The sequence below is a fragment of the Haoranjiania flava genome (assembly GCF_025631005.1).
GTDB lineage: Bacteria > Bacteroidota > Bacteroidia > Chitinophagales > Chitinophagaceae > Haoranjiania > Haoranjiania flava.
This window is the reverse complement of the sequence record NZ_JAOTPL010000008.1, coordinates 66,464-85,573: the sequence shown is the minus strand read 5'-3', so window position 1 is coordinate 85,573 and position 19,110 is coordinate 66,464. Positions and strand designations below refer to the sequence as shown.

The 19,110-nt window shown below is 42.3% G+C and carries 11 protein-coding genes; 4 read left to right on the top strand and 7 right to left on the bottom strand.

What is annotated here, in order from left to right:
* The first annotated feature begins 57 nt into the window (after positions 1-57).
* Positions 58-282, top strand: coding sequence for a DUF2905 domain-containing protein (locus OD355_RS07290; RefSeq protein WP_263037802.1), 225 nt, complete (start codon positions 58-60; stop codon positions 280-282).
* A gap of 9 nt (positions 283-291) precedes the next feature.
* Here the strand turns inward: OD355_RS07290 and OD355_RS07285 are convergent, their stop codons facing one another.
* The gene (locus OD355_RS07285; RefSeq protein WP_263037801.1) at positions 292-717 is read right to left on the bottom strand and encodes a hypothetical protein; all 426 of its coding nucleotides are present in this window, start codon (positions 715-717) and stop codon (positions 292-294) included.
* Between the two features lie 207 nt (positions 718-924).
* On the opposite strand from OD355_RS07285, the gene OD355_RS07280 reads away from it, so the two are divergent.
* The 3 genes from OD355_RS07280 (at position 925) to OD355_RS07270 (ending at position 8,507) form a co-directional block, all read left to right on the top strand.
* Positions 925-3,192, top strand: coding sequence for a GH92 family glycosyl hydrolase (locus OD355_RS07280; protein ID WP_263037800.1), 2,268 nt, complete (start codon positions 925-927; stop codon positions 3,190-3,192).
* 962 nt (positions 3,193-4,154) lie between these two features.
* Positions 4,155-6,647 carry a PIG-L family deacetylase gene (locus tag OD355_RS07275; RefSeq protein WP_263037799.1) on the top strand — a complete coding sequence of 831 codons (2,493 nt, stop codon included), beginning with the start codon at positions 4,155-4,157 and terminating at the stop codon, positions 6,645-6,647.
* 159 nt (positions 6,648-6,806) lie between these two features.
* Positions 6,807-8,507 (top strand): sodium:solute symporter, encoded by a 1,701-nt coding sequence (locus OD355_RS07270; protein WP_263037798.1) that lies wholly within the window; start codon positions 6,807-6,809, stop codon positions 8,505-8,507.
* Between the two features lie 27 nt (positions 8,508-8,534).
* On the opposite strand, the gene OD355_RS07265 is transcribed toward OD355_RS07270, so the two are convergent.
* The 6 genes from OD355_RS07265 to sucC all read right to left on the bottom strand — a co-directional run bounded on the left by OD355_RS07265 (position 8,535) and on the right by sucC (position 19,100).
* On the bottom strand, positions 8,535-9,380 hold the full coding sequence (locus tag OD355_RS07265) for a DUF2911 domain-containing protein (protein WP_263037797.1): 846 nt from the start codon (positions 9,378-9,380) through the stop codon (positions 8,535-8,537).
* A 150-nt stretch (positions 9,381-9,530) separates the two neighbouring features.
* Complete coding sequence (locus OD355_RS07260; protein WP_263037796.1) at positions 9,531-10,904, bottom strand: DUF4302 domain-containing protein; 1,374 nt, start codon at positions 10,902-10,904, stop codon at positions 9,531-9,533.
* 199 nt (positions 10,905-11,103) lie between these two features.
* Entirely contained in the window at positions 11,104-12,507 is a 1,404-nt protein-coding gene (locus OD355_RS07255) for a substrate import-associated zinc metallohydrolase lipoprotein (RefSeq protein ID WP_263037795.1), read from the bottom strand.
* A 121-nt stretch (positions 12,508-12,628) separates the two neighbouring features.
* Positions 12,629-14,101, bottom strand: coding sequence for a RagB/SusD family nutrient uptake outer membrane protein (locus OD355_RS07250; protein ID WP_263037794.1), 1,473 nt, complete (start codon positions 14,099-14,101; stop codon positions 12,629-12,631).
* Positions 14,102-14,135: 34 nt separating this feature from the next.
* Complete coding sequence (locus OD355_RS07245; protein WP_263037793.1) at positions 14,136-17,531, bottom strand: SusC/RagA family TonB-linked outer membrane protein; 3,396 nt, start codon at positions 17,529-17,531, stop codon at positions 14,136-14,138.
* A gap of 357 nt (positions 17,532-17,888) precedes the next feature.
* On the bottom strand, positions 17,889-19,100 hold the full coding sequence (sucC, locus tag OD355_RS07240) for an ADP-forming succinate--CoA ligase subunit beta (RefSeq protein ID WP_263037792.1): 1,212 nt from the start codon (positions 19,098-19,100) through the stop codon (positions 17,889-17,891).
* Positions 19,101-19,110: the final 10 nt, after the last annotated feature.

The following is a 19,110-nucleotide window of genomic DNA, read 5'->3' as shown; positions in this document are numbered from 1 at the left end:
AGAAGATTTGGTACCAGGTATTAAAAACGTTAATGAGTTTTTAAACAGAAACAAATTATGCAACAAACAGGAAAATTTTTAATGTTAGCAGGCATTGCAGCAGTGATCATTGGTGCGGTTATCTATTTTGGCGGCAACAAGTTTAATTTCTTAGGCAGGCTGCCAGGCGATATCCGCGTGGAAAAGGAGAATTTTAATTTTTATTTTCCAATAACAACCATGATATTGCTGAGCATCATTATCTCGCTGATACTGTGGATCATCCGCAAGTTCAACGGATAACCCCGGTGTTTACAAATATCCTCCCAGCAGCAGATAATTATACACGCTTAACCCCAAAGCAGCCAGGGAAAATAGTAATGCTGCTATAGCAATCCATTTATACGCACCACCCTGCTTTACTACCTGTACAGCAGGCGCAGCAACAGCGGTTTTCGGAGCCTCATCTTCCTGGGTAAGCGTATCGTTGGAAAATCCTCCGCGGTTTAAAAAATCGCTGATCTCCTGTTCGCTGTTTGGGCGTAAGCTCAAAACATATTTATTCTTACCCATACCTTCGCGCAAAACCACCAGCCCATTATTTTCCCTGTTGATCAGATGAATATTGTTAATGAGCTCATCTTCACTCATATCCAGATTGCGCGCTACTTCAGCGCTAAGATTGGGCTGGTAATATTTTTCCCTGAGATAATTCAGTACAAGGTCTCTTCTATCCATAATACATGCATTTACATGGAAGATAAAAATACAGCTTTTAAAATGTAAATTTCATTAATTTTACACAATTAATTTTTTAGCAAAATTTGCATGCATAATGCAGCAATAAATTACAAGATCAATGCCCGGCTGGAGAAATGTATCCTCATCCCGGTTAAGACTTCCATCAAAACCAGTAGTGATAAAAAGTAAATTAAATATCATAATATGAAATCCTTATCATCCGTTTTATTACTGGCGCTTACGCTGGGTTTTATGTCGTGCAACAATGCAGGCAATACAGGCGGCAGCGATAGTACCGCCAACAAACAGGACCTGACAAAATACATTGATCCGTTCATAGGCTCCGACGGGCACGGACACGTTTTTGTCGGCGCAAGCGTACCCTGGGGCGCAGTACAGTTAGGCCCAACACAAATAACCAAAGGCTGGGACTGGTGTTCAGGATATCATTATTCAGACAGTGTACTCATTGGCTTCTCACATATGCACCTCAGCGGCACCGGTATAGGCGACCTGGGCGATATTATGCTGATGCCTTATACAGGAGCATTGAAAACCCGGCCACGCACACAGGATAATGCTGCCACCGGCTATGGTTCAAGCTTTTCACACCAACAGGAAAAAGCGGAACCGGGCTATTATTACGTGAAATTATTAGATAATGAGATAGACGTGCATCTTACAGCTACAGAAAGGGTCGGCTACCACAAATACCTTTTCCCTAAAGAAAAAGATACTGCACGCGTGGCAATTGACCTGGTGCAGGGTATCGGCTGGGACGCCGTGTACGAATCCAAACTGGCAAAAGTTGATGAATACACAGTTACAGGCTATCGTTTCTCCAAAGGCTGGGCTCCGGACCAGCGCGTATTCTTTGCTATAAAATCTTCTGTACCCATCAAAGAGTTTATGGTGCTGGATTCCACCGCTGTGAAAGGAACCAACAGCCTTACTGCAAAAAGAGTAAGAGGCATGATGAGCTTTGATAAAAATATTGATAGTGTTGAATTAAAAGTAGCCGTATCACCGGTTAGCGAGCAGAATGCGCTTGACAATATGCAGACTGAGCTCTCAAGCTGGAATTTTACAGAAGTGGTAAACCTGGCACAGGCAAAATGGTACGATGCCATTTCCAGGATCACTATTGAAACCGACAGCGAGACCGATAAGCGCATATTTTACACAGCCATGTATCATTCTATGATAGCGCCTGTACTTTTCAATGATGCCGATAAAAGCTACATGGGCACAGACAAAAAAATATATACCAAAGCTGCATTTAACAACTACTCCATATTCAGTTTGTGGGATACTTACCGCACGCTTCACCCTTTGATGAACATCATTGCTTCAGACAAAACACCTGACTTCATTAATTCCATGCTGGCTATCTATCAACAGCAGGGTAAACTTCCCGTGTGGCACCTGATGGGCAACGAAACCAATACCATGGTAGGCTACCCCGCTATACCGGTGGTAGCAGATGCTATACTTAAAGATATGAAGGGTTTTGATGTGCATAAAGCTTATGAAGCTATGATCACCTCGGCAAATGTAGATTCTTTCGGCGTAAAATTTTTAAAAGAACTGGGCTACATACCCGCAGATAAAGAAAACGAATCTGTAGCAAAAGCGCTTGAATACGCTATTTCAGATATGGCCATCGCATCAGTGGCTAAAAAACTCGGTAAAAATGCCGACTATGAAACCTACAAAAAAAGAGGGGAATATTATAAAAAATATTTCGACACTGCTTCCGGCTTTATGCGTGGTGTATTGGCCAGTGGCGAGTTCAGAACGCCTTTCAACCCCTTTCATTCTACCCATCGTGCAGACGATTATACAGAAGGAAACGCATGGCAGTACACCTGGCTGGTACCCCAGGACGTTACCGGCCTGATGGGGCTTTTCGGCACCAAAGAGCGATTTATTGCTCATCTCGACAGTTTATTCGTAGTACACGGCGATATGGGTAAGGATGCTTCTCCCGATATTTCAGGGCTGATAGGCATGTATGCGCATGGTAATGAACCCAACCATCATATCCCCTATCTTTTTGCCTATGCCGGGCAGCAATGGAGAACAGCCGAACTGATCAAAAAGATCACCAAAGAATTTTATACAGATAAAAAGGATGGATTAATCGGCAATGATGATTGCGGGCAGATGAGCGCCTGGTATGTATCGTCAGTTCTGGGCTTTTACCAGGTGAACCCTGCAGGCGGCGTATATGTGTTTGGCACACCGCATTTCAAAAAAGCCAGTGTGAAAACGGCAAACGGCAAAACGCTCAGCATTGAAGCAGTAGACCTTTCCGACCAGAATATCTATATCCAATCGGTAGAGCTTAACGGCAGCCCTTACCAGGAATCATACATAACTTATGAAGACCTGATCAAAGGCGGACAACTGGTATTTAAAATGGGCGCAACGCCTAACAAACAATTCGGCTCAAAGACCATCCCGAATTAATTTTATAAACTGATACATTAAAAACCAGGCTATTTTTCGTGATAGCCTGGTTTTTTTTGTTGTAAAATGATTAAATTTTTTTGCACTGGCGCAAGCGTCCGCTTGTGCCAAAAGTAAACACCAGCCACGGCTTCACTTGTACTCCGCAACTGGCGCAAGCGTCCGCTTGTGCGAAAAGTTAAACTCAATAAAAACCAAGCAACTCCGCAACTGGCGCAAACATCCGCTTGTGCGAAAGTAAACACCGGCACGGCTTCACTTGTACTCCGCAACTGGCGCAAGCGTCCGCTTGTGCCGAAAGTAAACTTCTACTCCTTATGAAGTCATTGTATGTTGGATAAACTATGTAGAGATTGTAAATCTCCCGATAAGACTTCGCGATTGCAAATCACGAAGAGTGATGAAAAATCATAAATCAAACATCCGCAACTGGCGCAAGCGTCCGCTTGTGCCAAAGCTTCCTTGTGCTCCCTATGAAGTCCTTGTATGTTGGATAAACTATAGAGATTATAAATCTCCCGATAAGACTTCGCGATTGCAAATCACGAAGAGCGATAATATTTTCGTGATAGCTTGGTTTTTTTGGCAACTGGCGCAAGCGTCCGCTTGTGCCAAAAGTTAAACTCAATAAAAACTAAGCAACTCCGCAACTGGCGCAAGCGTCCGCTTGTGCCAAAGCTTCCTTGTGCTCCCAATGAAGTCCTTGTATGTTGGATAAACTATAGAGATTATAAATCTCCCGATAAGACTTTGCGATTGCAAATCACGAAGAGCGATGAAGAGCGATGAAAAATCATAATCAAACATCCGCAACTGGCGCAAGCGTCCGCTTGTGCCGAAAGTATAAATCTAAGATTCGCAGATTCTATGCTGCAAGCATCCGCTTGTGCCAAAAGTTAGAACGCTTAGACATCTCCTGCTTATTTGGTTGAATTTTCTGTGCATAAACCTTATTTTTGAGTATGGTCAGAACTTTATTCCTCTTTATTTCCGTTTTGTTCATTCAACATGCATGTGCACAGGCAAGCCATGTACACTATGGTTCTGCATCGATATTGCACGATATGCAGAAATTAAAAACCGTTGGCGCCGTACTGTATATTGCAGCGCATCCCGATGATGAGAATACCAGGCTACTCGCCTACCTGGCAAACGAAAGGAAGCTGCGCACGGCCTACCTCTCGCTCACCCGCGGCGACGGCGGCCAGAACCTGATCGGCAAGGAACAGGGTGCCGCGCTGGGGCTGATACGCACACAGGAACTGCTGGCTGCAAGGAGAATTGACGGCGCTTCACAATACTTTACACGTGCAGTTGATTTCGGATTTTCCAAAACAGCAGCAGAAACTTTTGAACAGTGGCACAAAGACAGCGTGTTGTCAGATGTGGTCTGGGTGATCAGAAGCTTTCAACCCGATGTGATCATTACGCGCTTCCCTACAACCGGCGAAGGCGGCCACGGACACCACACAGCTTCAGCAATACTGGCCGAAGAGGCTTTTGAGGCAGCAGCAGATCCCGGCCGATTTCAATGGCAGCTAAAATACATACAGCCCTGGAAAACCAAAAGATTGTTCTGGAACACATTTAATTTCGGGGGCAGAAATACTACATCGGCAGACCAGTTGAAACTGGATGTGGGCATTTTCAATCCTTTACTGGGAAAATATTATGGCGAAATAGCGGCTGAAAGCCGTTCCATGCACAAGAGCCAGGGATTTGGCGCTGCAAGCACACGTGGTACAGGCATTGAATATTTTAAACAAATTAAAGGCGATATTGTTCATAAAGATATTTTTGAAAATTTGCAGCTTGACTGGAATCCTTTTTCACACACCGGTGAGTTAAACAAACTTATAGACGCAGCCGTCATGCATTTTGATGTGCTGGCCCCGCAAAAAAGTGTGGACGCTTTACTGCATATTTACCGGAAATTAAAGGCTGTAAACACCGGCGATCGTGAATTGCTCACATGGAAACAGAGCAAACTACAGGATGTACAAAACCTGATCGTAGCCTGTGCAGGCGTATGGATGGAGGTGGTTGCCAAAGACTCCATTGTGACCATAAACGAAGATTTTGAAACAGAAGTAAAGATATTAGCACACAACCATGTGCCGGTGCAGCTTACCGACGAAGATACCTCCAAAATTCTTTACAATTTAAAAAATAATGAGGTCTTTACGCGCAAAGACTCCATGCGGCTAAGCGAGCTCCCTGCTTATGGAATGCAGATATCTACCAGCGAACCTTATTGGCTGAAGCATCCTGTAAAAAACAATCTGTTCCGGGTAGATGATCTTGCATTATTGGGCATGCCGGAAAAAAGTCCTGAACTGATGATGATCTTCCACACCAGCATCAAAGGCGTGCCTTTCGATATAGCAAGGCCGGTAGTGTATAGATATGTAGATCCTGTGCGCGGCGAAGTATACCGCCCGCTGGAGATATTGCCCGACGTTACCGTGAACCTCAGTAAAGAACTATTGTTATTCACCAGCGAACAACCGCAGAAGACAGAAGTAACTGTAAAAGCTAATAAGGCAAACGTAAGCGGGAAATTATCCGTTAAAATACCCGCCGGTTGGAAAGCATTTTTTAGCGATTCAACATTTACACTTAACAAAAAAGGTGATGAAAAAATGTTTGAAATAATGGTACATCCTGCTTCCCGCCAAGGCGAAGCTGCCATGGAAGTGTCGGCAGTGGCGGGTGGGAAAAGCTTCACCAGGCAAATCAAAAGAATACACTACGAGCATATACCGCCACAGTTTATGCTGGAAGATGCTACCGTAAAGCTGGCGCGCTTTCACCTGAAAACCACCGGCATGCACATCGGATATATCCCCGGCGCAGGCGATGATGTTGCCGCGCTGCTCGCACAGGCGGGTTACCGCGTAACTGTTTTAGACAACCAGCAACTGGCAGAAAATGATTTTTCCGCGTTGGATGCAATTGTAACAGGCGTGCGTGCCTACAACATCAATGAGCAACTGAATCAATATCATAATAAACTGATGGAATATGTAAAGAACGGCGGCAACCTGGTAGTGCAGTACAACACCAACTCAGGAATTGGCCCTTTGCGGGCAAAGATTGGCCCCTACCCGTTTACCATATCGAGGAACCGTGTTACGGATGAGCATGCCAAAGTAACTTTCACCAACCCGGGGCACAGCATTTTAAATTATCCCAATAAAATATCCGAACAGGATTTTGCAGGCTGGGTACAGGAAAGAGGGGTATATTTTGTCGGGGATATGCATGCAAATTACCGGACGGTTTTGTCTATGCACGATAAAGATGAAGCTCCCGAAAACGGCAGCATCATTGTAGCCGAGTATGGCAAAGGCAACTTTGTATATACGGGATTAGCCTTCTTCAGGCAATTACCTGCCGCCAACCAGGGAGCATTTAAACTGTTTGTAAATTTACTGAGTATACCCAAAAGGTAGTTGGCAAATTGTTTGTTTAAATTAAAATAAACCATATATGCATGAACACAACAAGAAAACGCCGGCATCAGGTTTGTGGAAATATGTTTACCTCTTAGTCGTGGCAACGCTTGCAGCGGTTATTGTATTGCTTTATTTTTTTACAGAACATTTTAGCTGATGGGATGGATAAACTGGCTGGTGCTTATTGTAACCCTCGCCGTTATTGTATTATACGGCATCTGGAAAAGCCGGAACATGCGCAACATCAGCGGCTACCTGCTTGCCGACCGGCAACTGCCCTGGTATCATGTGGGTTTGTCAGTGATGGCAACCCAGGCAAGCGCTATAACTTTTCTTTCTGCGCCGGGCCAGGCATTCTCAGACGGCATGCGCTTTATCCAGTTTTATTTCGGCCTGCCGCTGGCCATGATCGTATTGTGTGTAACCTTTGTACCTATCTTTCACAGGCTGAATGTTTACACAGCATATGAATATTTGGAAAAAAGGTTTGATCTAAAAACCAGGAGCCTTACGGCATTTTTGTTTTTACTGCAGCGCGGCATTTCTACAGGGATCACTATTTACGCGCCATCCATAGTTTTATCTACCCTATTGAATATAGATATTATTTACACCACCATTGCCATCAGCGCGGTTGTGATTTTTTATACCGTGTACGGCGGCACCAAAGCAGTATCTTATACGCAGCTGCTGCAGATGATCATTATATTCTCCGGGCTGATAATGGCGGGCGTAATGGTGGTAAAACTTTTACCTGCAAACGTAGGCTTTGGCGATGCACTGCATATTGCAGGAAAAATGGGTAAGGCCAATGCGATCAATTTTGAGCTTGACCTTAATGACAGGTACAATGTGTGGAGCGGTATTATCGGCGGGTTTTTCCTGCAATTATCTTATTTCGGCACAGACCAGTCACAGGTGGGCCGCTACCTTACAGGAAGATCTATCAGGCAAAGCCGGCTTGGACTGGTTATGAACGGACTTGTAAAAATTCCTATGCAGTTTGGCATTTTACTCATCGGCCTTCTGGTATTTGCATTTTACCAGTTCCACACGCCCCCGCTGTTTTTCAATAAAACGGAAGTAAACGCCATCAGAGCCAGTTCTTACCAACAGCAGTATGCCAAATTAGAGCAGGCGTTTGAGCTGGCGCATACAGCCAAACAAAAGAAAGTGGAAGCATTGGTAGTTGCTAACCAAAACAAAGATATAGCTGAAGTGCAGGTATTGAAAGAACAACTGTGCCTGGCAGATGCGCAAACCAACGAGATAAAAAAACAGGCAACTGTTTTAATGAGGTTAAACAATGCGCAGGCGGATACCAATGATACCAATTACGTTTTTCTTTCCTTTGTCATGCAATATTTACCTGTTGGGCTCGTTGGTTTACTTATAGCCATTATTTTCCTGGCAGCAATGGGCAGCACTGCAGGAGGCTTGAATTCGTTGGCTTCCACCACCTATATTGATTTTGTAAAACGTTTCTCCGCTAAACCTGCCACAGAAAAACAGGAAGTGTTTTACTCAAGGTCTGCAACAGTGATCTGGGGTCTCTTTTGCCTTGCGGTAGCCTTATTTGCGGGTGAAGTGGGCAACCTGATAGAAGCCGTGAATATTTTAGGCTCGCTGTTTTACGGAACCATTCTCGGCATATTTGTCGCTGCCTTTTATTTTAAAAGGCTCAGTGGTACGGAAGTGTTTTGGGCTGCTATCTTTACCGAAATAGCGATCATTATTGCGTGGAAGCTGGAGCTAGCGGCTTTCCTGTGGCTAAACCTGGCGGGTTGTGCTTTAGTGATATTACTTGCCTTCCTGATCGGGCTGCTGCGCAAACAAAAACACCCCGTTGCTGATTAGCAGGGCGTTTTTAAAGTAAGCCTGGATTTATTTCTTTGCCTGTTGCAGAAGGTCTTTACCAATAGCAATATAGTCGTTGTTCTTACCTTCGGTAGCCAGGTCAATCACTTTTTGCGCGGTAACGGCTGCAGCCTTCTTATCGCCTTTCTTTAATTCTATTTTTGCTTTTAAAGCCTGTATCCAATACGCATTGGGATTCTCTTCAGCAGCGGTATTTACCCAGTTCAAAGCCTTGGAAAGGTCTTTATTATTATCGTAGTAATAGGCCGCCGCCTGGAAGTAAGGAGGCTTATCTCCCTTCATAGCATCTTCAATGCCGGCCATGATGCGTGCATCGATCTCAGCGCTAACATTGAAGGACACTTTGGTATTTTCCCATACCAGGTCCACATTCAGGGAGTTTGGCTTTACATCAGTAAAGAGCACTGTAAAAGTCTCAAAGAACCAGTTGATCTTTTGCGGTTTCGCATTTACACGCAATACTTCTTTTGATTTATCGTAGGCTGCCACATTAGCGCCGATCCTGGTATCGGAATAAAACAATAACTCCCAGTTGTTCCTGCCCGGTATGCTAAGCAGGGCGTAGGTTCCGGCCGGAAGGTCTTTCCCGTTGATCTTTACATCTTCACCAAACGTGATCTTCGTAGAAGCATTGGCGCCCGTGCGCCATATCTTATCAAAAGGTACCAGCCCTCCGTATACAGTGCGCTTGTTCACATTCGGGCGCGAATACTCCACGCTGATCTCCGACAAGGCGAAGGATTGTTTTACAGATTGAAAAGAACTCGCCGGCGGCGTTTTCAACTGCGCGTTGGCAGTGCACACAAAGAGCATGCCCGCTATAAAAAACATTATCCCGGAAGATTTTCTCATAAATTATATATTTTGGTTTTGAATAATTAAGCTACAGCTTGCTTCACCAGTTCTGCCGCTTCGCTTACCGGAAATCTTAATTTCCGATAATGCTTAAACAAAACGATATTACATAAATTTTTTCACAAAAAGATATTTTGGCGTGCTGACTTATCGTATGAGCGCAAAAGTCATTACTATGTTTGGATTTTCTACACTTGTCATTCTTCCATATGATGTACCCCCTTCTGAATAATAATCAAAAGAAACTCTGTTATTTCGCAAAAAACTGTCAATGGTTTCTTTTCCTTCTTCTGACATCAACCTCTGTACATAACCATTAGCGCCAGATTGAGGTAGAGCAGGTCCTGAGAGATGCGTAAATTTGTAAAAACCATTTTCATCTTTAGTATAGCTATAAGTAATTACCGTATTCCACCCGCCTGTGCCAATTGATGCGCCCTCGGTTTGTGTGTGCCAGCCTGTTACTGTCAGTTTTTTGTTAGGCACATCAAATGTAAAGGTTAAAGCTCCCCCAATGAATTTATACCCGGAATAGGCATTGTCCAGGTTATTTACATAATGTCCGACAATGATTGAGCCTTTGGCTGATGTTCCCGGATAGATTGTTTTAAAATGTGCTTGTAGTTTAAATTTCGTACCCAAAGCCAAGTGCAATAACGTTAAAGGAGCCGCAGAAGTATTTATTTTATATTCAGTGCCTGAAGAGTCATATGCAACAATTTCTGTATCGCTTTTCCACTTCATGCCTGTAATTTTAATTCCCTGAGCTACCAGCCCGGAATTAAAGTAAGCTCCGTTAATTGCATATGCAAATCCGCTATTTGTTGATTCAAGATTTTTATCAGGAGTGATGTAATCTCCATCAATAACTTTTGTAGTGCTGTTTATCCACAGTTCTATCTTTTTTTCTGTGCCATTCCCACCAATTATTATATGAGGAAAATTCTTGGCAAAATAATTCTTTAATTTACTAATAGCTGTTAAATATTCTCCGTTTTCAAATGCCGTTTTTTCGTCTGCTGTAGCTTTTATCATATAAAGCGTGTTGCCATATTTTTTTCCTTTCAAGATAATTGAGTCTGCTGTCGAGCGTAAATATTCAAACTCAATATCGCTTTGCAACCCGTTTGCATTAGCACCTCCATTAGCGGAGCCTGTAGGGTTCTGCAATATGGATAAATAGTTATAGGTATCAAAGATCAGCGAAGTATTCATTACATATTTGATCCTGTAAGTAGAAGTATCAAATTTTTTGGCTGTGGCCTCAGACCAATCGGCCAGCATAGCTACCTGCTCATTGTCCTTAAACTGCATGTAATAACCATATGCTCCGCCTCTCAGCGACGTTCTCAAAACTGCTTTCCATCCATTGGACCCTTCCAACAGCTTTGCCTTAAGTTCTGCATTTCTTTCAGCCATTCTCTCTTCGGGTAGTTTACCAAAAGTAAGATCGGGTTCCAGGCTTTTATTACAACTCAGCAAAACCAATACTCCTGTAAATAATAGTAATATATTTTTCATACGTGTATTTTTTTTGTCAGCGCCTCTGAGGAAACTATTCAGTGGCCTTTGTAACGAAATGACCTTGGTGCACCTCTTTGCTGCTTTTACATAATTTATCTGATTCATGTTATAAATTTAAAAATACATGGAATATACAATCCTATACATTCGCTTAATCAATTGTTATTTCATGTTCACTTGTGTGCTAAATAATTTTTTATTTTAATACTATAGGACCATAAACATAATCTGTAGGCGTACCATCTACATAAAAGCCCGCAAACGTTCTGTACAGAGGATTGTTTTCGGCGATAGTGGTGGGCAGCCATGCAGCTATAAACCTTCTGTTAGTCAGGTATGGGAGTATTATCTGTTCAAAAGAAGTTTTTAATGCTGCAACGTTGCCATTATTATAAGTAGTGCCTGTTCCTTCAGGTATAGCTTTTATGAATACAGTCAGGCCGGTTTGAGTATTTATAGTAAAATTAAAATTATAATCTGCAGAAAGTACACTTCCGGACGAGTTAGAATAATTGGCACGGAATACCATTGTTGTGCCATTCAAGAAGAGAAATTGTATACTTGTCAGGTTTCTGCCACCTGTAGCTAACGCAGCTTTATAGTTGTTGTACACCGTATTAAATGCAGCCGATCTGCCATATTTGGTGTAGTGCTCCGCTGCCGGATCATAGGTGATGCTGCTTACACGATTATTAGCTATCATAAGTGGTAGCAACGTGCTGGAAACATCCGCCGGATCTTTAGCGCCATACAGGTCTTTCAGGGCAGTTTGCACCTCCGCCTGCAAAGCACGGAAATCTATAGAAAAATAAGTATTGAAGTAATCTATTACATCTTTTTCTTTAGCCAGCAACGCCGCCTTAGCTTTGGGGTTAGTTGTATTTATGTAGTTATTGAACCACTGCTGGCCTTCTACCAGCAAATGAGCAATCATTTCAGCGAAGTCTTCACTGTATGAGCTGCGTGAATATTGAGAAATAAAGCCCAGTTCTTTAGCCAGAGCAGCTGTATTGCCGCTACCTGTCCAATCGGTGGTATAATCAGCCTTAGAGGTAAACTCAAACGAAGGCGGTATAGCTACATTCTGGTTAATGATGTGTGTAAACTCATGATGTATAGTGCGCATGATCTCTCGTACATTGTCACCATTTTTTAGATCAATAGCATTTAACCTGTATAACACTACTCTTCGCCCGCCATCAGCAGTACCCAGTACTATACTACCATTATCATTATACGATGGAGAGCCGTATAGTACGAATTGCTTTGGAGTCAATTTTTTTATAAAAGTTGTGCCGGCTATTTTTTCATAAGGCTTCAGGAATATATTACGAACCGCCTGCATAGTTGGCAGCACTTTCTCCAGGTCTACCGGCGAAATATTGCGCGAAACGTCTGTAAGGTTTCTTTCAAACCTGTATACTGTCTGAATGTTATAGGGTGTATTCAGGCTATCTGTGAGCCATTTGTCTATCACCGGGTCTGGTACATAATTGTCTGCATTGTATTTTGTAAGGTCTACATCAAGAGGTCCATCGCTCTTTTTACAGGAGACTGCTAAACATGCAGACAGGATTATAAATAAAATATAGTTTTTCATCCGTATATTTTTTGTTGTTTTAATGGATATGTTCGAATCTTCTTTGGAATTTCCGTCTATAAAGAATGATTCATGATACTGCTTTTCATACGTATATTTTATAGTATTAAAAATATATAAACTATCGCGGGTTTAGTTCTATACCTGCAATAGTGGCTTCCTGCGGTATCTGAAACATCCTGCGGTTATCATCAGGCTCAAGGGTTTGTGTGGTTTCTGTACCATCAGCAGCGATGTGCGTATGAACTGATGGTATCCTGTGCCTCAACATATCAAACCAGCGCATACCTTCACCCATAAAAGCAATCTGCTTGAATTGCAATACAGTTTTTATTAATGCTTCTTTATCATCCGTAACCTTGAAGAATGCTTTTGCTTTCTCCAGCGTCACTGCATGAGTTGCAGGATTGTAGTTTACAATACGTGCGCTTGCAAAAAGGTTCAGATCCTTAAGCGCATCAGCAAAATTGCCTTTGTTTACGTAAGCTTCCGCCCTGTTTATCAAAGCCTCGTCTGATACAAATAATGGAGACATCACGTATGGGTAACCGATACCTGCAGCCACGTTGGTATAATGAAAATACTCGCGTAAAATATATACCGTATAATGAGGCACACCATAACTAATGCCTTTGTTGTAAAAAGGTGCGCCTGCCACTGTGTTGCCATTATATACTTCCTGGTATTTCTGGGTTCCAAACCCGTAGCGGCTGCCCGCGGCTGCTGTACTACGCTGGTATACGCTGTAAGTTTCACTTAGCAATAAATTATATTTTTGGTCTGCCTTGGTAGCCATTATATTGTATTCGTTCAAAGTAGCATTTCTCCATTCAGTAGCCTGTGGCCTGATATTACCTGTAAAATCGCCATTAGGAAATATTTTATTGGCTGCCTGTATAGCTTTGTCCCAATCTCCTTTGAAGAGATAAAACCTTGAAGCGAATGCGTTAGCTGCCGGGACTGTAAAATGATACTTAGGCACCTTCCATTGCCCGCCCGCAAGCAGCGGCATACCCTCTTCCAGGTCCTTTTGAATATTGTCATAAACCGAAGCGACTGTGCCCCTGGTATACTTTTTAATTACTTCTGTCTCAGGTTCAGTCACGTACGGTATACCCGGAGAGCTATTGTCGCCGCCTATACGGTATGCTTTGGCAAACAATGTTACCAGCATAAAATGGCCGTAAGCCCTTGCCACTAACGCCTCTCCTTTATATGGGTTGACTGCGTCTCCTAAATTATATTTTTTAATAGATTCCAATGCCTGGTTTGCAGCAGCTATGCCTGCATACACGCCGTTCCAATATTCGGTAGGTGTGTTATTGCCATCTGACTTTATATCTTTCCAGAAATACAAATCAGGAAACGGTTCGTTGAGATGGCCAACTCCCGGACCTTTGTCCTGCACATTGTCTGAATAGGTTTCTGTGATGGCAAAATAGTTACGCGTAGGATACGCAGAGGTAACCAATTGAGCTACTTTGTCTACTGTATTTACTTCAGCTCTGGTATCAGGATCCTGATCTAAATATTTTTTGCACGATGCCAGTGAAATAAGCAGTGTAAATCCTATTAGTAATTTATTGTTCTTCATATTTTCAGTGTTGATAAATTTATATTATAGCCAATTAGAGGCCGAATTTTACTGATAGTGTATATTGTCTTGGTATGGGCATAGCCACGCCACCGTTGTTGAAAAATTCCGGGTCAGCGCCATTCAATTTCCTATCTGCATATAGCAGCGCTATATTATTACCAACTAATGCTATTTGTGCAGAAGACAGGCCCCAACGGTTAATTAAACTATTTGGCAATACATAAGCTAAAGAGATATTTTTAAACCGCACAAAATCCCCTTTCGCAACACGTTCAGTTGAATAGTTGTAAGCGTTGTACGGAAAGGTGGCGCTAACCGTGCTGCCATTAGCGCGTCTCACATTGTCAGCCGTATGCCGGTCCAGCAAGGCGGGAATGGTGGTATGCGTTTCATCTCCCGGCATAATCCAACGGTTAACCATATCTTTTGACATAGAAACCATATCTGAATAAAACGAGGAGAAAGTAGGCTGCAACCTGATATAGTTACCCGATGCAAAAGTAAATAATGCTGAAAGCGAAAATCCTTTATATGTTATCCTGTTGAAAAAACCTCCGGTGAGTACGGGATCAACCGGACCATGATAGTGTAAGTGCTCAACATCATCACTTTGCAAATATATGTAAGTGTCTTTCTCTCCCTTTTCGTTAATAAAGGTGGGATATCCGTATTGAGGATCAAGCCCGTCGAATTTAATTGAAAATAAACCTCTTTGTGAATAATTTTTCATAGCACCACCCTCCGCCCTTACCAATGTCCAGATATTAGGGTTTACATCGAGGTTGGTGATTTTATTTTCATTGTAACCAAAATTAAATTGTGTACGCCAGTTAAAACCTTCCGGATTGCGGATAACATTTCCTCCCAAAGTAAATTCAAAGCCTTGTGCAGTCATATTGCCGTAGTTTGCCGTTTTGGTAAACTGTCCACCGATACCTGACGTTTTTATAGGCCCTATCAGGTCAAAAATATTGCGTTTATACCAGTCTACTGTCAGGTCAATTCTTTTCTGTAAAAATGAAAGATCAGCACCCAGGTTTAATTCATAGAGTTTCTCCCATGTCAATTGCGAATTTTCCAAACTACTGATTCCTATAGCGGCTTCTTTTTCATTTTCATATGGCCTATACGTGATCTGATTGTAAAAAACAGCTGAAGAGTTGGTAGCGTTTCCTAAATTACCTACTAAGCCATACGTAGCACGCACACGGGCTGATGATAGTATTTTATTCTCAGGGTTAAAGAAATTTTCCCGGTCTATATCCCAGGCACCACTTATGTTCCATGTAGGCACCCAGCGTGCCACCGGAGATCTACCCATAAGGTTGGCACCATCATATCTGTAAGTAGCATTTATAGTATACTTTTCATATAATGAATATGCCGCTCTCAACATGTTGGCCACAAAACGTTCGTACCCATAATCCATTCCAAAATAGGACTGCCCACCTTCGATCATTTTCTTGAAGTAGCGGTAGTTCGGATTTACTAAACCGCCATTTTCATATTGATAGGCTATCCCCTGAAAGTTAGAGAACTGCCGGTCTGTATACCTGATTTCCGTCATTCCCAAGAAGTTAATCCAATGCGCCTCACCCCACCTCTTATCATATTCAAGCGTATTTCTCATGTAATAATTTTTCAGCGCATTATCGTTGGTGTTATAGAAACCACCTTCAGGCAATACCACTACAGGTAAACTATTCGGCAGGTCAGGATCTTTATAAAGTTGAATATTACCTGCTGCAATTGTAGCATCTCCATTTGCACGGAATGCCTCTGCCATATTGGAACCTTCCTTAATATAGTGCTGTCTTTTAGTATTGGCAAACCTGTAGGCAGCATCGAATGAATAGTTCAATCCGCGAATAATATTGTACTTTAATCCACCACGTACCTGCATTTCATAGCTCTTTAGCTCCAGATAATTTTTCTCTAATTCATTTAAGATATTAAATGGGGCATAGTTCCTGGTAAAAAATTCCAGGTTTCCATTCTCGTCATAAGGGGTTAAAAGACGGCTGGTATTTAAAGCATATGAATATGGGTTAATATCAAAATCCCTGGAATACTGGCCATAAACCGGATCTGAATTTCTGGTAAGTGTACCTGGTGCGCGCTGGTCTCTTATCGAGCCATTTACGCCGAATTCCACACTTAGTTTATTATTAATTTTGATATTGTTTCTAAAGTTGGCAGTATAACGTTTTACTTTATCTCCTAATGATTGCCCATTATCATTGAGGAAACTGGTTGAAAAATAGGTTTGCGCCTTGTCTGAACCGGTTGTGATACTTACAGAATGCTCCTGCAACAGGGAATTTTTAAAAAGTACGTCAAACCAATCCGTATTGGCTTTGGCGTAGCGTTGCAGAAAAGCAAGCCTGTCGGATAATGTATTTTTCAAAGCATAGCTGTCAGTTGCCGGATCGTAGTCATACATTTTATTGTACATTTTAAAGAAAATGCCACCTGAAGAGCCCCGCGAAATCTGGCTATGATTGAAATATCCCTTGTTTTCCAATTCCAGCATTACAGACATTTGTTCTGCAGAATTCATTATGTCGAACTGACTGTAATTAGGTTTTAGATAGGTTGTAAAGTTCCCGCTGTAATTGATGCTGGCACGTCCTTGCGTATTCCTGCCTTTTTTTGTGTTCACCACTATTACTCCATTCATAGCACGTGCCCCATATAGCGCTGTAGCAGCAGCGTCTCTTAAAATAGTCATAGACTCAATATCATCTGGGTTTAACCCGGCGATAGAAGATCCTATCAACGTATTAGCATCGCCTGTGGTGAGGGCTTCATTTGAAATATTGACTATATCCTCCAGGATAATACCATCAATAACCCAGAGAGGTTTGTTATCGCCAGACAAAGAAGTTGCGCCCCTGATGCGGATCTTAGGCGCCGCTCCAAATGTACCTGACACGTTTTGAACGGAAACACCTGCGGCCTGACCTTCCAGCATGCGGGATACATCGGGTACGCCACTGCGCATGGCATCCTTCGCCAGTATTTGTGTGCTGGAACCAGTAAATAATTTCCTGTCGACATTGGTGTACCCAGTGGCCACTACAGTTACATCTCCTAACCTGCTTTTTTCGTCATTGTTCAATACTACATTAAAATCTGTGTCTACCCTATAAGTCAGGGTTTTGGGTTGCTTACCTACATAGGTAATAGTTATCTTGTCATTTTCTTTCAGATCAATGGTAAACTCGCCATTTTCACCTGTTAATACTGTTTCTTTGGTGCGCTCATTAAAGATGGTTGCGTTACTCAGCGGCTCGCCTTCCTCATCTTTTACGCTTCCGGTAACTGAAGTTGGTAGTGTGGTTTGAGCAAAAGTTATCAGTGGCAAACCGATACCAAATAGCAGTAGCAGAAACAAACACCTAAAACTCACGAACGTTGGTTTCATAAAATCCTGATTTAGTGGTTTAGAAAATCTAATAAACTATTATATTTAACAGATAAATTGCAAACCTTTTGGTATAAGTTTGCAATTGTGTAAAAATATATTTAATTTTCATTAAACCAAACTTTAAGTATGATTTTTTTAACCTTTCATTCTGATTGGATACAATGTTATCATAAAGAGTAGTTGCCTTATAATTAAATTTCCTTAGGTTGGATTTCAACAACTGTTTGCGTGTTTAACGAATGTTGATTATTGTAGTGAGGTACTGTACAAGCATAAATTATGTGAGAAATAAAAAATGCGCCGTTAAAAAGTTAACAGCGCTGTAAGTACGTTTTATATTTTGGTTTTGAATAATTAAGCTACAGCTTGCTTCACCAGTTCTGCCGCTTCACTCAATAAGATGGCTGACTGCACTTTCAGCCCGCTCTCATCAATCAGCTTCTTGGCTTCAGCAGCATTGGTGCCCTGCAAACGTACAATGATGGGGATATTTATATCGCCCAGTTTCCTGTATGCCTGTATCACACCGTCTGCAACGCGGTCGCAACGCACTATACCGCCAAAAATATTGATAAGTATAGCTTTTACATTCGGATCTTTTAAGATGATCCTGAAGCCTGCTTCCACTGTTTCAGCGTTGGCTGTACCACCCACATCCAGGAAATTTGCCGGGTCGCCGCCGCTCAGCTTGATCATGTCCATCGTAGCCATGGCCAGCCCGGCGCCATTTACCATACAACCCACATTACCATCTAATTTTACAAAGTTCAGGTTGTACTTACCGGCCTCTACTTCGGTAGGGTCTTCCTCTGAAATATCGCGCACCGCTTCGATATCTTTATGACGCATCAGTGCATTATCATCTATATTCAGTTTACAATCCACTGCAATAATCTTATCGTCTGAAGTTTTAAACAAAGGATTTATCTCCAGCATGCTGGCATCTGTTTCCGCAAAAGCACTGTAGAGGTTAGTCACAAACTTTACGCAGTTTTTAAAAGCATCGCCTGAAAGCCCCAGGTTAAAAGCTATTTTCCTGGCCTGGTATGGCAATAATTTGCCGCCCGGGTGTACCCATTCCTTAAATATTTTATCAGGCGTATTGTGCGCCACTTCTTCAATATTCATGCCGCCTTCCGTGCTGTACATGATCACGTTCTGACCTTTGGCACGGTCTACCAGAACAGATAAATAATATTCTTTTGTTTGGGAAGGACCTTCGTAATAGGCATCTTTAGCTACCAGTAATTTATTCACCACCTTACCTGCTTCACCTGTTTGTAGTGTAACCAGTGTATTGCCCAAAATATTTTTAGCAACAGTTGCTGCCTCTTCCTCACTTTTCACCACCTGCACACCACGCTGCTCGCTACCTTTGATCTTTCCCTTACCGCGGCCACCGGCGTGTATCTGCGCTTTTATTACAGCAAACTTACTGTTGGTCTCTTCTTTGATTTTCCTGTAAGCATCAACAGCTTCTTCCACTGTTTCTACAGCAATGCCTTCCTGTACGGGCACACCGTAATTCTTCAAAATTTCCTTAGCCTGGTATTCGTGTAAATTCATATTTTAGTTT